General features: G+C 70.2%; 14 protein-coding genes. 8 read left to right on the plus strand and 6 right to left on the minus strand.

Features of this window, described 5'->3' with window-relative positions; all coding sequences use genetic code 11:
* The first annotated feature begins 262 nt into the window (after positions 1 to 262).
* A complete protein-coding gene (locus tag N8I87_RS37085) occupies positions 263 to 2,122 on the plus strand; it encodes a M1 family aminopeptidase (protein WP_263215231.1) in 1,860 nt (619 codons plus the stop codon).
* 122 nt (positions 2,123 to 2,244) lie between these two features.
* Here N8I87_RS37085 and N8I87_RS37090 read toward each other — a convergent pair whose 3' ends face one another.
* The gene (locus N8I87_RS37090; protein ID WP_263215232.1) at positions 2,245 to 3,288 is read right to left on the minus strand and encodes a PP2C family protein-serine/threonine phosphatase; all 1,044 of its coding nucleotides are present in this window, start codon (positions 3,286 to 3,288) and stop codon (positions 2,245 to 2,247) included.
* A gap of 406 nt (positions 3,289 to 3,694) precedes the next feature.
* On the opposite strand from N8I87_RS37090, the gene N8I87_RS37095 reads away from it, so the two are divergent.
* From N8I87_RS37095 to sbnA, 5 genes are read left to right on the plus strand one after another with little or no spacing between them, the layout of a single operon-like run.
* Positions 3,695 to 6,250 (plus strand): Pls/PosA family non-ribosomal peptide synthetase, encoded by a 2,556-nt coding sequence (locus N8I87_RS37095; RefSeq protein WP_263215233.1) that lies wholly within the window; start codon positions 3,695 to 3,697, stop codon positions 6,248 to 6,250.
* A gap of 13 nt (positions 6,251 to 6,263) precedes the next feature.
* Positions 6,264 to 9,527 (plus strand): non-ribosomal peptide synthetase, encoded by a 3,264-nt coding sequence (locus tag N8I87_RS37100; protein WP_263215234.1) that lies wholly within the window; start codon positions 6,264 to 6,266, stop codon positions 9,525 to 9,527.
* A gap of 38 nt (positions 9,528 to 9,565) precedes the next feature.
* Positions 9,566 to 10,570, plus strand: a complete 1,005-nt coding sequence (locus N8I87_RS37105) for a TauD/TfdA family dioxygenase (RefSeq protein WP_263215235.1) — start codon at positions 9,566 to 9,568, stop codon at positions 10,568 to 10,570.
* Positions 10,567 to 11,637, plus strand: a complete 1,071-nt coding sequence (gene sbnB, locus N8I87_RS37110) for a 2,3-diaminopropionate biosynthesis protein SbnB (protein ID WP_263215236.1) — start codon at positions 10,567 to 10,569, stop codon at positions 11,635 to 11,637. The genes N8I87_RS37105 and sbnB overlap by 4 nt, the downstream gene beginning before the upstream one ends.
* Positions 11,638 to 11,674: 37 nt before the next feature.
* Entirely contained in the window at positions 11,675 to 12,697 is a 1,023-nt protein-coding gene (gene sbnA, locus N8I87_RS37115; RefSeq protein WP_263215237.1) for a 2,3-diaminopropionate biosynthesis protein SbnA, read from the plus strand.
* Positions 12,698 to 12,709: 12 nt separating this feature from the next.
* On the opposite strand, the gene N8I87_RS37120 is transcribed toward sbnA, so the two are convergent.
* The 4 genes from N8I87_RS37120 to N8I87_RS37135 all read right to left on the minus strand — a co-directional run bounded on the left by N8I87_RS37120 (position 12,710) and on the right by N8I87_RS37135 (position 17,499).
* The gene (locus N8I87_RS37120) at positions 12,710 to 13,945 is read right to left on the minus strand and encodes a vWA domain-containing protein (RefSeq protein WP_263215238.1); all 1,236 of its coding nucleotides are present in this window, start codon (positions 13,943 to 13,945) and stop codon (positions 12,710 to 12,712) included.
* Positions 13,942 to 15,219: an AAA family ATPase gene (locus N8I87_RS37125; RefSeq protein ID WP_411577330.1), complete on the minus strand. Its 1,278-nt coding sequence runs from the start codon at positions 15,217 to 15,219 to the stop codon at positions 13,942 to 13,944. The genes N8I87_RS37120 and N8I87_RS37125 overlap by 4 nt, the downstream gene beginning before the upstream one ends.
* Before the next feature lie 62 nt (positions 15,220 to 15,281).
* Complete coding sequence (locus tag N8I87_RS37130; protein ID WP_263215239.1) at positions 15,282 to 16,688, minus strand: hypothetical protein; 1,407 nt, start codon at positions 16,686 to 16,688, stop codon at positions 15,282 to 15,284.
* Positions 16,689 to 16,815: 127 nt separating this feature from the next.
* Positions 16,816 to 17,499 (minus strand): DUF899 family protein, encoded by a 684-nt coding sequence (locus tag N8I87_RS37135; protein ID WP_263215240.1) that lies wholly within the window; start codon positions 17,497 to 17,499, stop codon positions 16,816 to 16,818.
* A gap of 81 nt (positions 17,500 to 17,580) precedes the next feature.
* On the opposite strand from N8I87_RS37135, the gene N8I87_RS37140 reads away from it, so the two are divergent.
* Both N8I87_RS37140 and N8I87_RS37145 read left to right on the plus strand, forming a co-directional pair.
* The gene (locus N8I87_RS37140; RefSeq protein WP_263215241.1) at positions 17,581 to 18,588 is read left to right on the plus strand and encodes a GlxA family transcriptional regulator; all 1,008 of its coding nucleotides are present in this window, start codon (positions 17,581 to 17,583) and stop codon (positions 18,586 to 18,588) included.
* 20 nt (positions 18,589 to 18,608) lie between these two features.
* Entirely contained in the window at positions 18,609 to 20,249 is a 1,641-nt protein-coding gene (locus N8I87_RS37145; RefSeq protein ID WP_263215242.1) for a serine/threonine-protein kinase, read from the plus strand.
* 11 nt (positions 20,250 to 20,260) lie between these two features.
* Here the strand turns inward: N8I87_RS37145 and N8I87_RS37150 are convergent, their stop codons facing one another.
* The gene (locus N8I87_RS37150) at positions 20,261 to 22,183 is read right to left on the minus strand and encodes a cellulase family glycosylhydrolase (protein WP_263215243.1); all 1,923 of its coding nucleotides are present in this window, start codon (positions 22,181 to 22,183) and stop codon (positions 20,261 to 20,263) included.
* Positions 22,184 to 22,274 lie beyond the last annotated feature (91 nt).

Genomic DNA, 22,274 nt, shown 5'->3' on the forward strand with positions numbered 1-22,274 from the left:
CGTCGCCACGTCCGCCGGCCGTCCCTGAATCCGGTCGAGTCCGGGTGGCACGACCACTTTTGACATCTTGATGGCATGCTCTGGTCAAATCTGTCACGCTTTCCGGCAGCCGTTGCCCCGACCCCAAGGGCCGCGGTGGAACACTCCCCGAGCGAACAGTCCGACCCAAACGCGCAAACCCGAGGTCGTCCACCGGCGCACCCCAGCCGGGCGGGCGGCCACCGAGCAGGCCGGAATCCCGGCCGCCGCAAAGGAGTTTCGTGTGAGATCGACCCCCCACAAGGCCCTCGCCGTCGGCGCAGCGGCCGTCGCCGCACTGGCCGCCGTCTCGCTTCCCGCCACCCCGGCCGGTGCCGCACCGCCCACAGCCCCGCTCGCCGCCGAGTGCACCCCGGCCCAGGTGGTCACCAACGGCGGTTTCGAGAGCGGGACTTCGCCCTGGACCCCGTCCTCGTCCGGCGTGATCACCAGCCGCAGCGGTCAGACCGCCCACGGCGGCACCAGCTTCGCCTGGCTGAACGGCGTCGGCAGCACCCACACCGACACGCTCTCGCAGAGCGTCACGATCCCCTCCGGGTGCAGCACCGCCACTCTCACTTTCTGGCTGCACATCGACACCGCCGAGACGACCTCGTCGATCGCCTACGACAAGCTCACGGCGAAGATCGGCTCCACCACCCTGGCGACGTACTCGAACCTCAACGAGAACACCGGCTACGTGCAGAAGTCGTTCGACGTGTCGGCGTTCGCGGGCCAGACCGTGAACCTCGCCTTCACCGGCACCGAGGACTCCAGCCTGCAGACGAGCTTCGTCCTCGACGACATCGCCCTCGACACCTCCGGCGGTCCGACACCTCCGGCCGACTCCACCCGGACCCCGGCCGCACCCTCGTACACCGTCAGCCTGAGCAGCAACGCCGGCGGCACGGTGTGGACCGGCCATGAGAGCGTGGCCTTCACCAACGCCTCCTCCACCGCGCTCAGCGAGGTGTATCTGAGGCTGTGGGACAACTACCACGGCACCTGCTCGGCCCCGCCGATCACCGTCAGCAATGTCACCGGCGGCACCGCGGGTGCCCTCTCCGTCGCCTGTACGGCGCTCAAGATCGACCTGTCCTCGCCGCTGGCGCAGGGCCAGAGCGCGACGATCGGCTTCGACGTGGGCATCACCGTGCCCAGCGGCGCCGACCGCTTCGGTCACGACGGGGCCTTCAGCTTCATCGGCAACGCCCTGCCGGTCCTCGCGGTCAAGGACGGGGCCGGCTGGCACCTCGACCCGTACACCAACAACGGCGAGTCGTTCTACTCGCTGGCCGCCGACTTCAAGGTGACCCTCGACCACCCCAGCACCCTGCTCGTGCCGGCGACCGGCACATCGGTCGACACCCCCGGCTCCAGCGGCCGTACGGTCACCACCGCAACCGCCGCCAAGGTGCGGGACTTCGCCTGGGCCGCCGGGCCCTTCAGCAAGATCTCCGGCACCTCGACGGCCGGAGTCCCGGTGAACGTCTATTCCGTCTCGGGCATCAGCTCCTCCAGCGCCCAGTCGATGCTCACCACCGCAAAGTCCGCCGTGGACGCCCACGCGTCACGGTTCGGCGCCTACCCGTACGGCGAACTGGACGCGGTGATCGACAACAACTTCTGGTTCGGCGGCATGGAGTACCCGGGGTTCGTCCTCGACCTGGTCAGCACCACGGCGCTCACCCATGAGATCGGCCACCAGTGGTGGTACGGCATCGTCGGTGACGACGAGTACAACAGCCCCTGGCTCGACGAGGCGTTCACCGACTACGCCACCGACCTGGCCCTGGGCAAGACCGGCACCAACTGCTGGAACAGCGTCTCGTGGGCCTCGTCCGCCGAGAAGATCACCAACTCGATGGCCTACTGGGACGCCCACTCGTCCCGGTACTCCACCGTGGTCTACGGCTACGGCAAGTGCGCCCTGCACGATCTGCGACGCGTCCTCGGTGATACCGCGATGACCAAAGTCCTGAAGGACTACGCCACTTCGCACTGGTACGGCGTCTCGACCACGGCCGAGTTCAAGGCGGCGGCCCAGGCCGCCACCAGCACGGACCTGACCTCGTTCTGGACCCAGCACCGCATCGACAGCTGACCCGCGGCGGCCGGCCGCGGCCGACGCCCCAGGGCGTCGCCCGCGGTCGGCTCGTGCCGTGCCTCAGTAGCGGTGGCCCGGCAGTTGGTCACCGAGCAGGTCGTACTCCCACTGCGCAGGTACTAGTCCGGCAGGAGACACGCGGTGAGCGCGGCGGTGTCGTCGTGCAGGCCGTGCTCACTGTAGGCGAGCAGGTCGTGATGGAGCCTTTCCAGGAGCTGTCGGGGCGGTAGCGGGCCCCAGGCGCGGACGCGCTCGACGAGGGGATAGAAGGAGCCGTCCGGGGCGCGGGTCTCCGTGACGCCGTCCGTGTAGAGCAGCAACTGGTCGCCGGGGCGGAAGGCGTAGGTCTCCACGTGGTACGGCTCCCCGACGAGCACGCCGAGGTTCAGCGGCGGAGAGGACTGCCCCAGGTCCAGTTCGCGCACCTCCTCGGCACGGATGAGCAACGGCGGCGGATGGCCGCAGTTGACGACGCGGACGGCCTGCTCGTCGGCGTGGACCTCCGCGAAGACGGCGGTGACGAACCGTTCGCTCAGATCGCTCCCGGGGATCTGCTCGGCCCTGCGCGACATGCTGGTCTCCACCCGGCCCACCAGGGCGGGCAGGTCGGGTTCGTCGTGCGCGGCCTCCCGGAACGCGCCGAGCAGGGTGGCGGCGGTCTCCACCGCGAGCAGGCCCTTGCCGCGGACGTCGCCGATGAGCAGCCGCACCCCGTGCACGGTGGGCACGGCCTCGTAGAGGTCACCGCCGATCCGCGCCTCCGCCGAGGCGGAGAGATAGAAGCTCTCCAGCACCAGGTCGCCGATCCGGCGCGGAACCGGCCGGAGCAGGACGCGTTGCGCCATCTCGGCCACGAAGCGCACATCGGCCAGGGTGCGCTCCCGTCGGATCCGGTGGGCGGCCAGGATCGTTCCCAGGGTGCCCACCAGGGCGGTACAGATGTAGGCCGCCACATAGTGCCGCTCCCACAGATATCCGACCTCACGGCCCGCGCAGCACGGGGTACCGGCCAGGATCCCCAGGAAGACGATGGCGAACACCGTGGTGAGGGCGACGACAGCGGGTCCGTGGGCGAAGGCGGCCACCAGAGGCAGGGCGATCAGCACGAAACTGACCGGCCACCGCACGGGCGTGATGGGCTCCAGCACCAGGACACCCACCACGTAGAGGACCGGAAGCCGGCGCAGCCACGCCGGCTCGGACGGTTGAGCCCCGGGCCCGGTCTGTGCCCGGGACCCATGACGGTCCGACTGACGCAGCCTCCACACACCGAACTCCCGGACACGATCTCAGCAGAAAGGCCAGCGTCCAGTGCCGGGCCGCGGCGCACCGGCGATTGCTCCACTCAACGGCATGTCCGGCCTGCATGCGTGGACCGCCATCCGGGTGATCTCCGAGGCATGCCCAACCTGCCGGAAACCAGGGAACACGGGCCTGTCGCGCGCTGCCGTCGCCCCGGGCGATCGATCAGGAGTGGCACCCGCACGGTGATCGACTGAAACTGAGATCCACGGTTCGTGATCAGTAACGGGCGCAATGCCCAGTTGAAAACGTCCTCCAGGAGGTCGGATGGTCGAGCAGTCCTCCGGGGTCCATATATCCGGGACGAGCGCGTCGGTCGTCGACCGACTTGCGGAAGTGCTGGCAGATGTCACTTCCGTGGAACGAGTTCCGGTCGACGGTCACTTCTTCGACGACCTCGGTGCCAACTCGCTGGTGATGGCGCAATTCTGTGCGCGGGTCAGGAAAATACCGGACCTGCCGTCCGCGTCCATGAAGGACATCTACCGGAACCCGACGATCGAAAGACTCGCCGCGGCTCTCGCGGTGACGGATCCCGCTCCCGCCGCCTCGTCGCTTCTCTCGAAGCCATCGGCGCAGCCGGCCGCACCGACGCCGGTCACGCTGGCGAGCCGGCCCACCTATGTCCTGTGCGGAACAGCCCAGTTGTTGTTCTTCCTGGCATACTCCCTGGTCTTCGGAGTCGTCACCGCCCGCGGCTACGAATGGGTCGCGACCGGTTCGGACCTGGCCGACATCTATCTGCGCTCGCTGGCCTTCGGCGGCCTCGGTTTTCTGGCGATGTGCCTGTTCCCGATCGCCGCCAAATGGATTCTCATCGGCCGCTGGAAACCCCGTGAGTTCCCCGTCTGGGGTCTGACCTATCTGCGTTTCTGGCTCGTCAAGGTACTGCTCCACGGCAATCCGATGGTCCTCTTCATCGGGAATCCGCTGTATGTGCTGTACCTCCGGGCGCTCGGCGCACACATCGGCAAGGGAGTCACGATCCTCTCCCGCACCGTCCCGGTCTGCACCGACCTCATCACCATCGGGGCCGGCACGGTGATCCGCAAGGACTCGTTCTTCGTCGGCTACCGGGCCCACGCGGGTCGTATCCAGACCGGCAGGGTCACCCTCGGCCGGGATGCGTTCATCGGGGAGAAGTCGGTCCTCGACATCGATACGGCCGTGGGCGACCGGGCGCAGCTCGGTCACTCGTCCGCCCTGCACCGCGGTCAGTCGATCCCGGACGGAGAGCGCTGGCACGGATCCCCGGCGGAGCCCACCGAGGTCGACCATGTGCGGGTCGCTCCGGCGAGGTGCGGCACCGCGCGCCGGGTCTGGTTCGGCCTGGGCACCCTGTTCCAGTTGTTCCTCCTCTACATACCGCTGGCCGTCGGCGGGCTGTACATGCTGTTCTCCGTGGTTCCGGCGCTGGGCTCACGACTGGGACCGGACTCGGCCGGAATCACGACGGGAACGCTGCTCAGCGACGCGCTGCTGCTGTCCTTCGTGACGTTCTTCGGGTTCGTCGTCCTGGGCCTCGCCGCGCTGTTCACCGTTCCGCGGTTGGTGGCCCGGGCCATCAAACCCGACAAGGTCTATCCCCTGTACGGCTTTCACTACGCGCTGCACCTGGCGACGGCGCGCATGACGAACATCAAGTTCTTCGCCTGGCTCTTCGGTGACAGCTCGTTCATCGTGTACTACCTGCGCGGTCTCGGGTACGACCTGTCCAAGGTCGAGCAGACCGGCTCGAACTTCGGCACCGAGGTGCAGCACGAGACCCCGTTCCTGGCCTCCATCGGCAGCGGAACCATGGTGGCCGACGGACTCTCCATCGCCAACGCGGAGTTCTCCAGCACATCCTTCCGGGTGTCCCGGACGACGATCGGTCCGCACAACTTCCTCGGCAACAACATCGTCTACCCGGCCGGCGGCAGAACGGGCGACAACTGCCTTCTCGCGACGAAGGTGTTGATCCCTCTCGACGGCGAGATCCGCCAAGGCGTGGGTCTCCTCGGATCGCCCAGCTTCGAGATACCCCGGTCGGTGGAACGGGATTCACGGTTCGACGACCTCAGGACCGGGGACACCCTGCGCCACCGTCTCGCCGCGAAGAACCGCTACAACCTTCGCTCGATGGCCGTCATGCTGTTCGTGCGGTGGCTGTTCACCTTCGCGCTCACGCTGTTCGCCCTGCAGTCCGTCGAAGTGTACGGCTGGCTCGGACATGCGGTGATCGCCCTGTATCTGGCCTGCACGCTCGCCTTCACCGCCCTCTACTACGTGCTGCTGGAGCGCTGCATCACCTCGTTCCGCGCACTGCGCCCCAAACTGTGCTCCATCTACGACCCGTACTTCTGGTGGCACGAGCGCCTGTGGAAGGTCCCGGACCACTACCTGAACATCTTCAACGGGACCCCCTTCAAGACCCTGATCTGGCGGATGACCGGTGCCCGCGTCGGCAGCAGGGTGTTCGACGACGGCTGCTACATGACCGAGCGGACGCTCAGCACCATCGGCGACGGCTGCACCCTGAACGCCGGGAGCAAGATCCAGTGCCACTCTCAGGAGGACGGCACCTTCAAGTCCGACACCACCACGCTCGGTGCCGGGTGCACGCTCGGCGTCGGCGCCCATGTGCACTACGGCGTGACGATGGGCGACGGTGCCGTACTGGCGGCCGACTCCTTCCTCATGAAGGGCGAGGAAGTCCCCCCGAACGCACGGTGGGGCGGCAACCCCGCCGTGGACATGCCCGACGCCTCCGAACAGTCCTGTGGCATCGGCCCGGCAACCGCACTGCCCGCGCCCAACGGCGCCGCGAAGACGATGAGTTGAGGAGGGCCATTCGATGGGAGCGCGCGTGGAGGCCGACCGGGAGTTCTGGACCGGCGTGCTGACCGCCGGTGGTTTCACCGCCGTACCGCGGTGGGTCCGCCAGCCGGTGGCCTCAGTGGCCGAGTACGAGGCGGCGGTCCCGCAGGACGTCGCGGCGGCGGTGCGCGGGCTGGCCCGGGAGTCGGGTGTCCCGCTGAGCGCGGTACTGCTGGCCGCCCATGCCAAGGTGCTGACCGCGCTGTCCGGTGAGCGGGAAGTGGTGACGGGTTATGCCGCCGGGGCCCGGGGCGGCCCGCTGCCCTGCCGGCTGACCGTCGCACCGGGGACCTGGCGCGCGCTGCTGTCGCGGGCTCATCACGTCGAGGCCGAACTGCTGGCGTTCCGCGACTTCCCGGTGACCGAGCTGCGCCGGGAGCTGGGGGTGACCGGACCGTCGTACGAGATCGTGTTCGATCCCGCCGGGGCCGAGAGCGGGCTGGTCGACGAGGCCGCACTCGGTGTCGCCTGGTGCGACGAGGGCGGGCGGCTGTTCGTACGGCTGCGGTACCGCACCCAGACGCTGGACTCCGAGTGCGCGGCCCGGATCGGGGGCTACCACCTGGCCGCACTGCGGTTGATGACGGATGACATCGATGCCGATCACTCGCGGCAGAGCCTCCTGTCGGACGACGAGGTGCATGAGCAGCTCGACGGGCTGGCCGGACCTCACCGCAGACTCCCGCAGGGCCGGGCACACGAACTGTTCGAGCAGCGGGTACGCGCGCATCCGCAGGCGGTGGCGGCGGTCCACGGCGAGCGCGAGTGGACGTACACGGAGCTCAATGCACGTGCCAACCGGCTGGCGCGGGCGCTGGTGCGGCGGGGACTGGGCCGGGAAGACGTCGTCGCGGTGGTCACCGAACGCAATCTCGACTGGCTGGCCGCGGTACTGGCGGTGTTCAAGGCCGGAGGCGTGTACCTGCCGATCGAACCGCACTTCCCCCCCGGCCGTATCACCGCGACCCTCGCGCGCGCCGAATGCCGGCTGGTGCTGACCGAGCCCGGCAGCACCGACACCCTCGACGAGGCCCTCACCGGCCTGCCCGGAGTCGAGAAGCTGCTCATCGAGGCGGCCTGCGCGGAGCAACACGTCGACGGCGACCTCGGGTTGAAGGTCACCGCCGATCAACTGGCGTACATCTACTTCACCTCCGGCTCCACCGGCGAACCGAAGGGAGCGATGTGCGAGCACGCGGGCATGCTCAACCACCTGTACGCCAAGATCGACGACCTGGACATCGCCCAGGGGCACGTGGTGGCGCAGACGGCACCGCAGTGCTTCGACATCTCCCTGTGGCAGCTGATCTCCGCGCTGCTGGTCGGCGGGCGGACGCTGCTGGTCCCGCAGGACGCGATCACGGACGTGGAGCGGTTCCTCGACACGATCGTCCGCGGCCGTGCCCGCGCGGTGCAGGTCGTGCCCTCCTACCTGGAAGTGGTGGTGTCGTATCTCGAACGGCACCCCCGGGAGCTGCCGGACCTGCGGTGTGTGTCGGTGACCGGTGAGGCGCTCAAACGGGAGCTGGTCCAGCGCTGGTTCGCGATCCAGCCGGGCATCAAGCTGGTCAACGCCTATGGCCTGACCGAGACTTCGGACGACACCAACCACGAGGTCATGACCGAGGTGCCCGAACGCGTGCTGCTGGGCCGCGCGGTCAACAACGTGCACGTCCACGTCGTCGACGAGCACCTGTCACTCGTACCGCTGGGCGCACCAGGACTGATCGCGTTCTCCGGTGTCTGCGTGGGGCGGGGGTATGTCAACGACCCCGAACGGACCCGCGAGGCGTACCGGGACAACCCCTACTTCCCGGGGGAACGGCTCTACCTCGGCGGTGACTGGGGCCGCTGGCATCCCGGCGGCAAGCTGGAGTTCCTCGGCCGACGCGACAACCAGGTCAAGATCCGCGGCTTCAGGATCGAGATCGGAGAGATCGAGAACACCCTCCTGCGGGTGAAGGGCGTGCGGGACGGCGCCGTGGTCGTCGCCGAGCGGGCCGACCAGAGCAAGCACCTCATCGCCTTCTACACCGGCCGCCGTCAGGAGACCGAGGCACTGCGCGAGGCGCTCGGTGCGGCACTGCCCGCCTACATGGTCCCCTCGGCCTTCCACTGGCAGTCGGGCCTGCCGCTGACCCCCAACGGCAAGACCGACAAGAAGGCCCTGACCGCGCTCGCCGAACAGACGCAGCCGACCGCCGAGAGCGAGACCGTCGGGCAGCCCGACCGCTGCGCCCTCACCCCCACCGAGCGGAAGCTGGCGGCCGCCTGGGCGGAACTGCTAGGGGTTCCCGAGGAACGCATCGGCCGAAGAGACCACTTCTTCGACTCCGGAGGCACCTCACTGTCGGCGGTGAAACTCACCATCGCCCTCGACCGCGCGGTGTCCCTCAAGGACATCACCCGGCACCCGGTGCTCGCCGACCTGGCCGCGCTCCTCGACGGCGCCGGCCACAAGCGCCAGGAACTGCTCCAGCCACTGTCCGACGCGGGCGCCGCGCCGGAGTGCGCACTGGTCTGCTTCCCCTACGCGGGCGGCAACGCCGTCAACTACCAGCCCATGGCCACCGCCCTGGCGGGCAGCGGGACCGCGGTCTACGCGGTGGAGCTGCCCGGTCACGACCTGGCCGCCCACAACGAGCCGTTCGCGGCGCTCACCCAGGTGGCCGAACAGGTCGTCACCGAGATCACCGCACTCGGCCCGGCCAGGGTCCTGCTGTGGGGCCACTCCTCGGGCGCGGCCCTCGCCGTGGAGACGGCGCGACGACTGCAGGAACGGGGGACCGAGGTCTCCCGGGTGTTCCTCGGCGCGCAGCTGCCCGGCACCGCCGCCGACCGCCGCGCCGCCGTCGACGAGCTGACCGGCCGCAGCGACGCCGAGATCGCCGCCCGGCTGACGGCCGACAGCGGCTACACCGAACTCGGTGAACTCAACGCACAGCACGCCCGGCACATCGGCGCCGCCTACCGCCACGACTGCGTGTCCGCGCACCGCTACTTCGCCGACGCCCTGGAGGACCCGCCGGCTGTGAAGCTGTCCGCACCGGTCACCGTGGTCATCGCCGCCGACGACCCGAGTACGCCCGGCCCCCGCGACCGGCACCGCGCCTGGCAGCTGCTGGCCGAGCACGTGGACCTTAGCGAACTCACCGACGGCGGCCACTACTTCCTGCGCACCCGTCCGGCCGAAGCCGCGCAGATTGTCCTGGGCGCGGCCGAATCGCTCGCCTCCTCCTGAACCTCCAGCCCCAGATGGGCAACCGAAGGGAAACCGAGATGTCGTCCTCACCGCTGGCCGCACCACTCGACGTGGAGCTGAAACCGGACAGACCTCCGATCCTGCACATCGACTCCCCCGGCGACGCTGCGAGTTGGGCGGCCCAGTACCGCGAGGCACTGCGTGCGCAGGTGACCGAGCACGGCGCACTGCTCGTCCGCGGCCTGGGACTGCGCGAGACGGATCAGGTCGGTGCCGTCTTCGGCGCCCTGTCGGGCGGTCTGATGACGGAGCGAGAAGCCTTCGCCCCCCGAGAGGCGTACGGCCCGGGGCTGTACTCCTCGACGGCCTGGCCGGCCAACCAGCCGATGTGCATGCACCACGAACTGAGCTACACCGTCGAGGTTCCCGGCCTGATGCTGTTCGCGTGTCTGACCGCCCCCGCCGAGGGCGGGGCGACCGCGGTCGCCGACGCCGAACAGATGCTCCAGGCGCTGCCCACCACACTGAGCGAGCGGTTCGAGCACGAGGGCTGGCTGCTCACCCGCAGCTACAACGACGAGATCGGGGCGTCCCTCGCGGAGTCCTTCGGCACCGACGACCCCGCCGCCGTCGAACGCTACTGCGGGGCCCATGCCATCGACTTCGCCTGGCAGCCCGACGGCTCACTGCGCACCCGGCAGCGCCGCAGCGCCGTGGTGCGGCACCCGGTCACCGGCCGGCGCTGCTGGTTCAACCAGATCGCCTTCCTCAACGAGTGGACGCTGGCCCCGGAGGTGCGCGAGTACCTCGTGGACGTCTACGGCGACGAGGGCCTGCCGTTCAACACCCGCTTCGGAGACGGCACTCCGATCGACGAGGACGTCGTCCAGCTCCTCAACTCCACCTACGAGGAGCACACCCGCCGCGAGCCCTGGCAGGCCGGTGACCTGATGCTCGTGGACAACATCCGCACCGCACACAGCAGAGAGCCCTACGGCGGAGAACGTCAGGTGCTGGTCGGCATGGCCGAGCCCTGCCGCCTGAGCGACTGCGCCCCGACCCCGGAGGCAAGCCGGCGATGAGCAACACACTGTCACCCGCCACACGGCGGACCAAGCCCCACGCGGCCACGACGCCGACGTTCGCGGTGATCTCCGGCGCACAGGTGCAACAGGCACTCGCCGGCCGCGAGAAGGAGATCGTGGAGCTCGTCGAGTCCACCTACCGGCTGCACGGCGCCGGAGACTCGGTCAACCCCCCGTCGTACTTCCTGCGCTTCCCCGACCGCCCCACGTCGCGGATCATCGCGCTGCCCGCCTCCATCGGCGGCGAGGACCATGTGGACGGCCTGAAGTGGATCTCCAGCTTCCCGGACAATGTGACGGCGGGCCTGCCACGGGCCTCCGCGGTCCTCATCCTCAACGACCATGACACCGGCTACCCGTTCGCCTGCCTGGAGAGCTCCATCATCAGCGCCACGCGAACCGCGGCATCCGCCGCACTGGCAGCCGACTGGCTCAGCCGCAACCGGCCCCGCCCCACCCGGATCGGATTCTTCGGTACGGGCCTGATCGCCCGCTACATCCACACCTTCCTGGCCGGCACCGGCTGGTCGTTCGACACGATCGGTGTGCACGATGTGTCCGCCGACAGCGCCGCCGGCTTCACCGGATATCTGCGGCAGACCGACACCACGGCACAGGTCCAGGTCCACGACACCGCCGAGGACCTGATCCGCTCCAGCGACCTGGTGGTCTTCGCCACCGTCGCCGGCGAGCCGCATGTCACCGACCAGGCCTGGTTCGCGCACCACCCGCTCGTCCTGCATGTGTCCCTGCGCGACCTCGCCCCGGAGATCCTGCTCGCCTCGGCCAACATCGTCGACGACGTCGAGCACTGCCTGAAGGCGGACACCTCACCGCATCTGGCCGAACAGCTCACCGGCAGCCGCGACTTCCTCGACGGCACCCTCGACGACGTCATGTCCGCACGGCACATTCTGCCGACCGACCGGACGGTGATCTTCTCGCCCTTCGGACTCGGCGTCCTCGACCTCGCCGTCGGCAAGTACGTCTACGACGAGGTGGCCCGGGCGGGACAACTCCGCCTCATCGACAACTTCTTCCACGACCTGCGCCGGTACGGCTGAAACCCCACTTCGTCGGCCCTGGCACCAGGAGGCCCAAGTGCCCGTCATATCCGCGCCGCAAGCCTTCAACGAAGGCGCGCTCTACGTCGACCTCGAGTCGATCCTCGGGGTGCGTTTCTACCTGAAGTGCGAGGGCTTCAACTTCGCCGGCTCCATCAAGCTGAAGGCGGCGAACGAGATGGTGGAGAGCGCCGAGCGTGAGGGAATCCTGACGCCCGACTCGATCCTCGTCGAGTCCTCGTCGGGAAACCTGGGAGTGGCGCTCAGCATGATCGCCGCGAGCAAGGGATACCGGTTCCTGTGTGTGACGGACTCCCGCTGCAACCTGTCCACCCGTCTGCTGATGGAGGCGCTGGGCAGCGAGGTGCACATCGTGGCCGACCTCGACTCCAACGGCGGCTTCCTCGGCAAACGGATCGACTACGTCCGTTCGCTGTGCGCGTCCGACGACCGGTACGTGTGGCTCAGTCAGTACACCAACCCCGGCAACTGGCGGGCGCACTTCCTCACCACCGCCCCGGAGATCGCCACTCAGTTCCCGCAGCTCGATGTGCTGTTCATCGGGGCGGGCACCACCGGAACCCTGATGGGCTGCGCCCGCTACTTCCGGCGGTGGCACCGCCCCGTGCGGATCGTCGCCGTCGACAGCGTAGGCTCCGTGGCCTTCGGCGGGGAGCCGGGCCGCCGGATGATTCCGGGCCTGGGCATGAGCATGCGCCCACCGCTGCTGAACGAGGCGTACGTGGACGAGGTGATCCGGGTCGAGGAGGCCGACACCATCCGTATGTGCCACCGGCTGGCCCGGCGCGGGTTCCTGTTCGGCGGCTCCACGGGAACGGTGGTGAGCGGCGCGCTGGACTGGCTGACCCGGCACGACACCCGGGACATCACCGCGGTGGCCGTCGCGCCGGACCTCGGCGAGCGCTATCTCGACACCATCTACCAGATCAACTGGCTCCAGGACCTGTACGGGGACGACATCCTCGACTCCGAGGCCCTGACCGCCTCCCGCAAGGCCAAGACGGTCTCACAGGAGTCGGCACGCCGACGCAGATCCTGATCCGTGGTGAACTCACCCGATGTCGACCACCCGCGCCCACGCGGGTGGTGAATCCGGCACATGGTCGGGATCGCCCTCGTCCCACGACGGCCGTGAGCGAGGAAACAGACCCACCACGGTCCGGCACGGCGGACGCGTGGTCGGCCACGGGGTCTGTCCGTCGGTGAGGGCCACGATGACATCCGGCCGCGGCCGGGCGCGCAGGGCCCTGGCGAAGCCCGTGCGCAGATCTGTGCCGCCACCGCCCATCAGCGGAATGCCCTCACCACGGCACAGCGGGTGCACGATCCGGGCCGACGCGTCGCACGGCAACACGGTGACCAGGTCACGGCGGCCGCCCACGGCCCGGGAGATCGCGGTGACCTCCAGGAGCGCGCTGCCCAGTTCGGCGTCGCTGACCGACCCGGACGTGTCGATGACCACGGCGACCCGGGGCGGCATCCGCCTCAGGCTCGGGAGCACCGTGCCGGGCACCGAGGCCGAGCGCCGCGACAGCCGGCCGTACGAGTAGTCCTCGCCCGCGCCGGAGCCGGACGCCGCCGAGCGGACCGCGGCCCCCAGCAACTCCCGCCACGGCTGCGGCGGATGGAACGCCTCCTCCGCCCAGCGCCGCCACCCCTTCGGGGCGTTGCCGGGACGGCCGTTGATGCCCTGCGCCACCCGGAACCGGACGCCGTCCCGCTCCTGCTCACTCAGCCCGTGCGCGCCGTCCGGACCCAGGTCCCACTCCCGGTCCAGCCCATCGGCACCGCTGCCGCAGTCCAGCCAGGAGAGGTTGTCCAGCCACGGTCCGAGCCGGAACAGGCGCAGATAGTCCTCCATGAGCTCCCCTTCGGGCAGCCCCATCGACTCCGGCCGGACAGCGTCTTCGGGCTGGACCAGCCCATGACCGAACACATCGTCGTTGATCTCCAGATCCGCGGCGATGTTCATCCGCAGCCGTTCCCCAGGACCGGTCAGCCCACGCTCCCGGGCGACCCTGTCACTGCGCCCGTGGTGGTCGCGCAACAGATGCGACACCTCGTGCACCCAGACCCCGGCCAGTTCCTCCACCGGCATCCGGTCCACGAACACCGGCGAGACATAGCACCGCCAGTACCGGTCGACGGCCATCGTCGGTACCCGCCGCGACTCGACGGGGTGCAGGGCGAACAGCGCCGTCGCCAAGTACGGCCGGACGCGGGCGGCGTGCAGCCGGGCGGCAAAGAGCTTGTCGAAGTCCAGCGTCCCGGGCGCGTCCGTCGTCATCGGCCCGCCTGCGAGGTGAGCGCGGCGGCCCGAGCCGTGGCCTGGTCCGCACGCCGCGACAGCGACACCACTCCGGCGAGCCGCTCGATCGATTCCGGTACGTCCCAGTCCTCCTGCCGCAGCGAGGCGAGGGTGGTCGCGGGAACGACCACCAGGTCCGGGGCTCCGGTCTCCAGCGCATGGACCAGCAGGGCCCAGGCCGCGTCCCAGCGGGACTTCTCCGGGCGGTTGCGGACCGCCTCCACCACACCTTCGAGCGTGGCCTGGCGCCGGTCCCCGCGCTCGGGCAGCTCGGCACCCACCGGATCGGCGAGCAGGAGTTCGGGGTCCGGAAGGTCCATCCGGTCCAGACAGGCCAGCAGCTCCAGCCCCGGACCGTCCCCCACCGTGCCCCTGACCAGCAGCGAAAGCACCTCCCTCGAGGAGCCTGCCGCCGTCGCGAAGGCGATCAGGCACACCGTCATGTCCCAGCTGCGGGGCGACGGCCATGCGCCGCCCCGGCGCGTCTCACTGCTTGGCAGCCGGTGCACAAGAGCGGGACGGGCGGACAGCAGCCCGCACACCGCACGGCGGGCCAGGTCGACCGCCTCGGGCAGCCTGAGCGGATCGAGCCGGGGCAGGGTCGCCCGGGGCCAGGTCCCGCCGAGGCCGCGCACCACGACCTCGTGGTCGTGGGTCCACTGCAGATGCACGAACCGGTTGGCCAGCGGCGGGCTCAGCTCCCAGCCGTCGGCCGCCGAGGACCGCGGATTGGCGGCGGCCACGATCCGGACCCCGGGCGGCAGTCGCAGGGTGCCGATCCGGCGCTCGAGCACAAGACGCAGCAGAGCGGCCTGCACGGCCGGCGGTGCGGTGGACAGCTCGTCCAGGAACAGCAGCCCCCGGCCGGCCCGGACCAGTCGTACCGCCCAGTCCGGCGGGGCCATCGGGACACCCTGTTCCGCGGGGTCGTCCCCGACGATGGGCAGCCCCGAGAAGTCCGACGGCTCGTGCACGCTGGCGATCACCGTGGTCAGCGGCAGGTCCAGCGCCTCGGCGAGCTGGGTCAGGGCGGCGGTCTTGCCGATGCCCGGCTCACCCCACAGCAGTACGGGCAGGTCGGCGGCCACGGCCAGCGTCAGGGCCTCCAGCTGGGTGTCGGGGCGCGGTTCGGTCGTGGTGTCCCGCAGCAGCGCCAACAGGTCGCCGGCGATGTCGAGTTGGGTGGTGCGGACGGGGTCGGAGAGGGAGCCGGAGTGGGAGTCGGTCATGGCGAACGGGCTGCATGCAGACATGTTTGATCACCTTTGGGTGTGCGGTGAGACGTGTGGGTGAGGGGGAGACCGAAGTCCCCGGGTCAGCGAGCGACCGCGTGGCGCGGGCGCGTGCGGCGGCCACCGGGACGGCGCCCTTGCGGGCGGAGACGGTCGGGCCCCGGTCCGATCAGGCCGGCCCTGAACAGCCCGTAGGTGATCCGCCGTTGAGCGGCCACCTCCAGTTCGTCACGCAGCGCGCCGCTGCGCAGCACCGCGGCGGGGCCCAGCAGCCCCTCGACGACGGCGAGCGCGCCGGCGGTGTCGCCGTGGTCAAGGCGTTCCCGTACGCCCGTGAGACAGTCCGGATGACGGTGCGCCTCGTCGATGGCCCGCAGACAGGGGAGCGGAGTACCGGTCAGCGCGGCCAGCAGCTCCTCCCGCCGGACCTCGGCGGGGTCGTGGTCCAACGGGGCCAGGACCCCGTCGACGAGACCGATCCGGTGCCGAGCTCCCCGGCACTCCACGATGCGCGGCTGTCCCGCCGGGTCCGCGTCACGGACCGGACGGACCGGTGAACGGCCCGGTACCAGTGCCGAGGCGACCAGCGGGTGCAGCTGATCGACCTCGATCAGACCCGCGCGGAGCAGCTCGAGGTCGGGCGGCACCCAGGTCGCCGCGTCGGGCAGCACCGGCAGCCCGGGGTCACCGCCACACGCGGACACCCCCACGATCCGCGGGCCGGGCGGCCCGACGCCGCACCCGTCCGCGACCAGGTCCAGGGTCAGCCGACGCCGGCCGCCCAGTCGCACGGTCACGCCGCAGCCGGCCGGATGCCCCTCGTCGCGCAGCAGGATTCCCGCCTCGGCCGCCCACCGGTGGACGGCACAACTGCGGTCCTGCGGCAGCATCCCCAGCAGATCGGGGTCCACGCCGGGAGAACCGCCCGCGGGCGGCCCGTCGAACCCCGACCGGACTCCCAACTCATCGGTTCTGCGCGCGTCCCACAGATGGCGGTGCAGGTCGAGGCGGAACCGTGCGCTGGGATGGGGGTGCGGATGGCGGCGGGCGCTCGGTTCACTGTGGGACCCGTCCCACAGCGCGAGGCTGATCCGCTGCCCGGCATCCGCCCAGGCCGGGGGAGTACGGGCCACGAGGTGCACCGGGTACGGGCCGTCGCGCCCCGGTGCCTCGTAGCGGGCCAGAGCGACGGTGAGACCGGGGCGCAGCAGCCCGTCGGGAGCGATCCGCGGCATGTGCCAGCGCAACAGGTCCGGCGCCACATGCCGTAGATCGGCCCGGAGTCGGGCCATCAGCTCCCGGCCGTGCGAGCGTGCCACGGAACGTAGGTTGAGATCGACGTCGATGCCCGCGGCGGCACAGGCCCCGGCCCAGTCCCCGGCCTGGCGGCGGGCGGTCGCGGTCTCGATCATGGAGGGCGGCACGGCGAACTCGCGCACGCGCAGCCAGAAGGAAGTACGGGAATCCCCGTTCGCGGCTTGGGTGAGCATCAGCACTCACCTTGCGCGGACGGGACCCCCGATCTGTCAACAGAGTGAGTGGTCATCGCGGCGAGCATAGCGCCGTCATGGCGATCTGTCAGGCGCGTTGTGCGGCCCGCGAGCTTGCGAGCCTGCGTCAGTAGGACAGTCGCGGGTACCAGTCGCCGCGTCCGGCCGGTGTCAGATCGAGGAGGTGCCAGACGGGGGCGAGCAGGTCGATGCCGCGCTCGGCGATGTCCTCGGCCATGCGCGGATGGGCGGAGTAGCGGTGCCGGACCGTGCCGTCGTCGTCGCGTGTGAAGACGGAGACCGTGGAGTCCTGCGCACCGTCCTCGTCCTCGCTGCCGAGGTCGTACTTGAAGGTGCTGTCCGCGCAGCTCAGCAGGCGCAGCCGGGACCAGCCGCGGTTGCGGGCGTGCTGCCGGAGGGCGGGCAGGTCGGCGGCCGCGGCGATGACGAAGTCGGCGTTCTGGGTCACGTGGTGGGTGACGCCGCTGAAGCCGTCGATCCACAGGGTGCACATCGGGCACGGCTCGGTCTGCAGCTTGCCGTACATGAGGTGGTAGACGATCAGCGGCCGGTCCGGGGAGGTGAACAACCCGCTCAACGTGACCTCGCGGACAGGCGTGTCGCCCGCGTCGAGATCGGCCGGGCCCTCGAGGAAGACGTAGTCGTCGACGACCGGCCCCTGGGGGAGTGCCCGTCGCCGGGCCGCGACCTCCTCGCGTCGACGCATGAGGTCGATCTCGGCGCGGCGGAGTTCCTCGCGGGCGGCGAGATAGTCGTCGGACTCGCCGGACAGTCGGGTCTGCCGCAACATCGCTTCCTCCTGGAACGGCCGGCCCCCCAGGGTGACCCCAGTCTACCTGGCGTGATCGGCACCATCCGTTAGGATCGGGCCATGCGCAGCAGCGACCGTGCCTCCGGCTTCCGTCCGCATCGCGTCGTCGTCCTCGCCCTCGACGGCCTGCTCCCCTTCGAGCTGGGCATCCCGCACCGGATCTTCGAGCGGCCCAAGGACGCGCGGGGGCGCCACCTGTACGAGGTGATCACCTGCTCCATCCGGCCGCCCGGCCCGGTCCAGACCGACGCCGACTTCGCCATCCAGGTCGGGCACGGCCCTCAGGCCCTGGCCACGGCCGACACGGTCGTCGTCCCGGCCTCGTACGAACTGGGGCCGGTCTTCGACGAGGGCGTACTGACCGACGAGCTGGCCGCCGCGCTCGCACACATCCGCCCCGGCACCCGGCTCGCCGCGATCTGCACCGGCGGGTACGTCCTCGCGGCGGCCGGCCACCTCGACGGCCGCCCGGCGACCACGCACTGGGCGCACGCCGACCACTTCCAGCGGACGTTCCCCCGGGTGAAGGTGGACGCCGACGTCCTGTTCATCGACGACGGCGACGTGCTGACCTCCGCGGGGGTCGCCGCCGGCATCGACCTGTGCCTGCACATCGTGCGCCGCGACCACGGCACCGCCGTCGCCAACAGCGTCGCCCGCAGCACCGTCGTACCGCCCCACCGCGACGGCGGTCAGGCGCAGTACATCCACCGCCCGATGCCGGACCCGCAACTGGCCACCACGACCGCCGCCCGCGCCTGGGCGCTCGACCGGCTCCACGAGCCGATCCAACTGCGGGACATGGCCGAGCAGGAGTCCATGTCCGTACGCACCTTCACCCGCCGCTTCCGTGAGGAGGTCGGCGTCAGCCCCGGCCAGTGGCTCACCCAGCAGCGCGTCGAACGCGCCCGGCATCTGCTGGAGTCCACCGACCTCTCCGTCGACCAGGTGGCCAGGGACGCGGGCTTCGGCACCGCCCAGTCGATGCGCCAGCATCTGCAGGTGGCGCTCGGTGTCACGCCCACCGCGTACCGGCGCACGTTCCGTGTCACGGCCAAGGTGGCGTGACGCGGGCTATTCTCCTCGGCATGAGTGAGGGGGACAGCGGCAGACGTATCGTCGACGGCCGCTTCGAACTGCAGGTCAGGCTCGGTGGCGGCGGTATGGGCACGGTGTGGCGCGCCCACGACCTGCTGCTGCACCGCAGCGTGGCCGTCAAGGAAGTACGGCCACAGGATCCCGGTCTCGCCGAGTCCGACCCCAAGGCCGCCAGGATGCTGCGGGAGCGGGTCCTGCGCGAGGCCCGCGCGCTCGCCAGGGTCGAGCACCCGAACGTCGTGACCATCCACCACATCGTCGACGGAGGCGGGGACTCGTACCCCTGGATCGTCATGGAGCTGGTCGAGGGCGGCTCGCTCGCCGACCGGCTCGACCGAGGCACCATGGCCCCCGCGGAGGCGGCCCGTATCGGCCAGGGTGTTCTGTCGGCGCTGCGCGCGGCCCATGCCGCCGGCGTCCAGCACCGCGACGTGAAGCCCGCCAACGTTCTGCTGCGCCGCGACGGCCGCCCGGTCCTCACCGACTTCGGCATCGCCGCGGTGCGCGAGTCGACGACGCTCACGGTCACCGGAGCACTGATCGGCACGCCCGACTACATGGCACCCGAGCGCATCTCGGGTCAGCCGGGCGGCCCCGAGGCGGACCTGTGGTCCCTGGCGATGATGCTGTACGTGGCGGTCGAGGGCCACCATCCGCTGCGCAAGGCCACGACGCTGGCCACGCTCGCAGCCGTGCTCTACGACGAGGTACCGCCTCCCACCCACGCCGGCCCCCTGACCGCCGTACTGAACGCACTCCTGGTGCGCGACCCGGCGGCGCGGCCGGACGGCGAGACCGTCGAGCGCATGCTTGCCGCCGCTGCCCAGCCGACTCCCGAGCAGGCACCCACCTCGTACCCGCTCGCACCCCCGACGCCCCCTCCGCCGTACGGTACGGCGACCTTCGGGCCCCCTCCGGGCATGACCACGGCGAATGTCGCGCTCTCCCCGGCCGAGAAGACCGTCAGGCGGCAGTGGCGGATACGGAGCGTCGTCATTGTCGGTTCGGTCGTCGCCGCGGTCGTGGCCGGCAGCCTGATACGGGGGCAGCTGGCCGATGGCAACCACGACGACGCCTCGGACTCTCCCCGCGTGACGGGCACGCCGGCCGGAGCCACCTCCCACGCGACCGCGGCGACGACGAGCCCGGCGGAACACCGGACACCCGGCAAGACGAAGGACCTGCTCACCCCCGACGGCATCCGCACCGCGCTGAAGGCCATCGAGGACGAGACGGGCCGCCACTCCTACGGCGACCTCACGGTCTACCCCGAATATGTGTCGGCGGAGGTCATGGTCGCGGGCAGCCGGACCCAGTACGACACCTATACCTACCGCACCGACGGGGGCGTGGAGAAGGGCATCATCAGCAGCTCCCTGATGGGCGGCGACCAGCCGGTGAGCCTGAGGAACTTCAACTGGGACGCCCTTCCGTCCCTGCTCGCCCAAGCGGAGAAGAAGCTGAACGTCGACAAGCCCACGACCCGCTATCTCGTGCTCAATCAGCCGAACACGGTATTCAACAGCCCGGCGGGCATGGCGGTCTACATCAGCAACGACTACGACCAGAGCGGCTATCTGCAAGCCTCGCCGCAGGGCAAAGTGACCAGGACGATGCCCTACGACGGCTGACTACCGCACAACTACGACCGCAGTGGCGAGCACAGCAGCGCGGCCGGGCCCTGGGAGCTGCCGAAGCGGGTGGTGAAGGCGATACCCGCGGTGTACTCGTCGGCGGCGCACTGGCCCTTGTAGTTGCCGTGGGCGAAGTCGCCGCCTGCGGCATCGGAGGGGCGGTTGTCGGAACGGTCGAACCAGACCGTACGACCCGTACGGCCCAGCGCAGTGCCGGCGGGTGCGCACAGGGCCGCCGACACACGCTCACCGCGGCGGCTGTAACCGATGACGAACTGCCCCGCCGGGCACTGGAGTTTGGTGTAGCCGCCGGCCCAGTCTCCGCCCGAGGGAACGTAGCGTTCATCGGTGACGACCGTCTGGGCGTTGCCCGAGGCACGCAGGTCACCGGCGGTCGCGTCGGTGCACAGGCCGCGGCCGGCGGTGTGGCTGAGGCCGATGAGCCGGAGGCCGTCGGGGCACGCGGCCTTGTAGGCCCCGGAGTCCCAGTCGCCGCCGGCCCGCACGCGCAGGGACTGCACCTGGTCGCCGTGGTCGGTGGTGAGCATGCGCCAGGTGGTGGTCGGGGCGATGTACCCGGTGCGAGAAGCCGAGGTCATCAGATGGTTCCAGGCGATACCGCGCCAGTCGCCCTGGTCGAGAATGCCGTACCGTCGCCCCGCGCTGTCGTAGCGCAGCAGGGCCCAGTCGTCGTGGCCCTCCCAGCCGACCAGAGGCCAGTAGGCGAAGTCGGTGTCGTGGTCGGCGAAGTAGTCGGTGATGTTGCCGAACCAGGTGCGGGCCGCGGTACCTGTCTCATCGGCTCCGATCCCGAACTCGCTGATCCACACGGGCGCGGTGTAGTGCTGCCCCTCGGTGGTGACGAAGAAGGCCTGATCGGCGAGGACTTGGTAGAGCTGGTCGCGGGCCAGGTCCTGGTAGCGGGGATCATGGGTCTCGCCGAGTCCGGTCGCGCCGCTGTGCCGGGGGCCGGTGTAGCCGTAGAAGTGGGCCGAGTAGACCAGCTTGTGGGCGTCCACGAGGGTGTGCGAGAGCGTGCGTACCGGGGTGAGGGTCGGGCGGTCGTGCGGCAGTCCGTCGACGGGTACACCGGTCCAGTTGATGCCTTCGACGATGATGAGCAGGTGCGGGTTCGCCTCGGTGAGGACGCGGTCGGCGGCGAGTTGGGCCGCGGCGAACCAGTCGTGCCCGTCGCCCGAGCCCCAGTTGGGGTCGTCCCAGACGTCACGCCGTACCTCGTTGTAGAGATCCGCGCCCACGACAAGGGAGTCGGCGGCATACCGGTGGGCCATGAAGACCCAGTCGTCGGCCCACTGCTGGGTGGACTGACTGCTGTTCCAGCGTTCGTTGCCGTCGATGCCGCAGCACCAACGGGACGTGTTGGTGTGGTTGTTGAGGATGACCGCGAACCCGTCCTGGGTGAGGGCGGTCACGACGGAGTCGTACACCTGCAGGGGTGTCTTGCCGCGCAGCTGCGGATTGGCCGTGACGGCGGCGTCCGGGACGGGCGTCGTCGAGTGGATCATCTCGTTGGAGAACGGCAGCCGGACGCTGTTGATGCCGAGCGTGTGGAAGTCGGCCAGGAGCGCGGACAGGGGTGCGCGGTCCAGGCCGAGGGGTATGCCGTAGGAGTTCTGGCCTGCGTGGTGGTCGGCCGGATCGGTGACGCTGCCGCTTCCGGTCCAGGAGCCCTGGGCGCCGTCCCAGTTGGCCGACCGCAGCCGGAAGCGGTTGCCCCGGGCGTCGACGATGTAGCGGCCTCGGGTGGAGAGCGGCGGCTGCCAGGTGTCGGCCGCCGGGACCGAGGCTTGGGAGGCGGTCCGGGAGGTGGCCGGCTCCGGGGTGGCGGCGACTGCCGTCGGGGTGGTGGCGAGGAGGGTGAGTACCGTGGCAGTGCCTGTCAGGTACTGGACAAGTCTGAAGGTCGGCATCCGGTCCTCTGCGGGCGGGTGGTGGGGAGACTGACGATTCGCCACCAGCGTAGGGATGGGAAGCGGTTCGGGTCGACGTCGGTTGCCGTCG

It is taken from the genome of Streptomyces sp. HUAS 15-9, from assembly GCF_025642155.1.
GTDB lineage: Bacteria > Actinomycetota > Actinomycetes > Streptomycetales > Streptomycetaceae > Streptomyces.

Bases quoted from the DNA above. Each gene is read 5' to 3' on its own strand.
- N8I87_RS37095 (WP_263215233.1), top strand. From the start codon at position 3,695: ATGGTCGAGCAGTCCTCCGGGGTCCATATATCCGGGACGAGCGCGTCG.
- N8I87_RS37100 (WP_263215234.1), top strand. From the start codon at position 6,264: ATGGGAGCGCGCGTGGAGGCCGACCGGGAGTTCTGGACCGGCGTGCTG.
- N8I87_RS37105 (WP_263215235.1), top strand. From the start codon at position 9,566: ATGTCGTCCTCACCGCTGGCCGCACCACTCGACGTGGAGCTGAAACCG.
- sbnB (WP_263215236.1), top strand. From the start codon at position 10,567: ATGAGCAACACACTGTCACCCGCCACACGGCGGACCAAGCCCCACGCG.
- N8I87_RS37120 (WP_263215238.1), bottom strand. From the start codon at position 13,945: ATGACGACGGACGCGCCCGGGACGCTGGACTTCGACAAGCTCTTTGCC.
- N8I87_RS37125 (WP_411577330.1), bottom strand. From the start codon at position 15,219: ATGTCTGCATGCAGCCCGTTCGCCATGACCGACTCCCACTCCGGCTCC.
- N8I87_RS37130 (WP_263215239.1), bottom strand. From the start codon at position 16,688: ATGCTCACCCAAGCCGCGAACGGGGATTCCCGTACTTCCTTCTGGCTG.
- N8I87_RS37135 (WP_263215240.1), bottom strand. From the start codon at position 17,499: ATGTTGCGGCAGACCCGACTGTCCGGCGAGTCCGACGACTATCTCGCC.
- N8I87_RS37140 (WP_263215241.1), top strand. From the start codon at position 17,581: ATGCGCAGCAGCGACCGTGCCTCCGGCTTCCGTCCGCATCGCGTCGTC.
- N8I87_RS37145 (WP_263215242.1), top strand. From the start codon at position 18,609: ATGAGTGAGGGGGACAGCGGCAGACGTATCGTCGACGGCCGCTTCGAA.
- N8I87_RS37150 (WP_263215243.1), bottom strand. From the start codon at position 22,183: ATGCCGACCTTCAGACTTGTCCAGTACCTGACAGGCACTGCCACGGTA.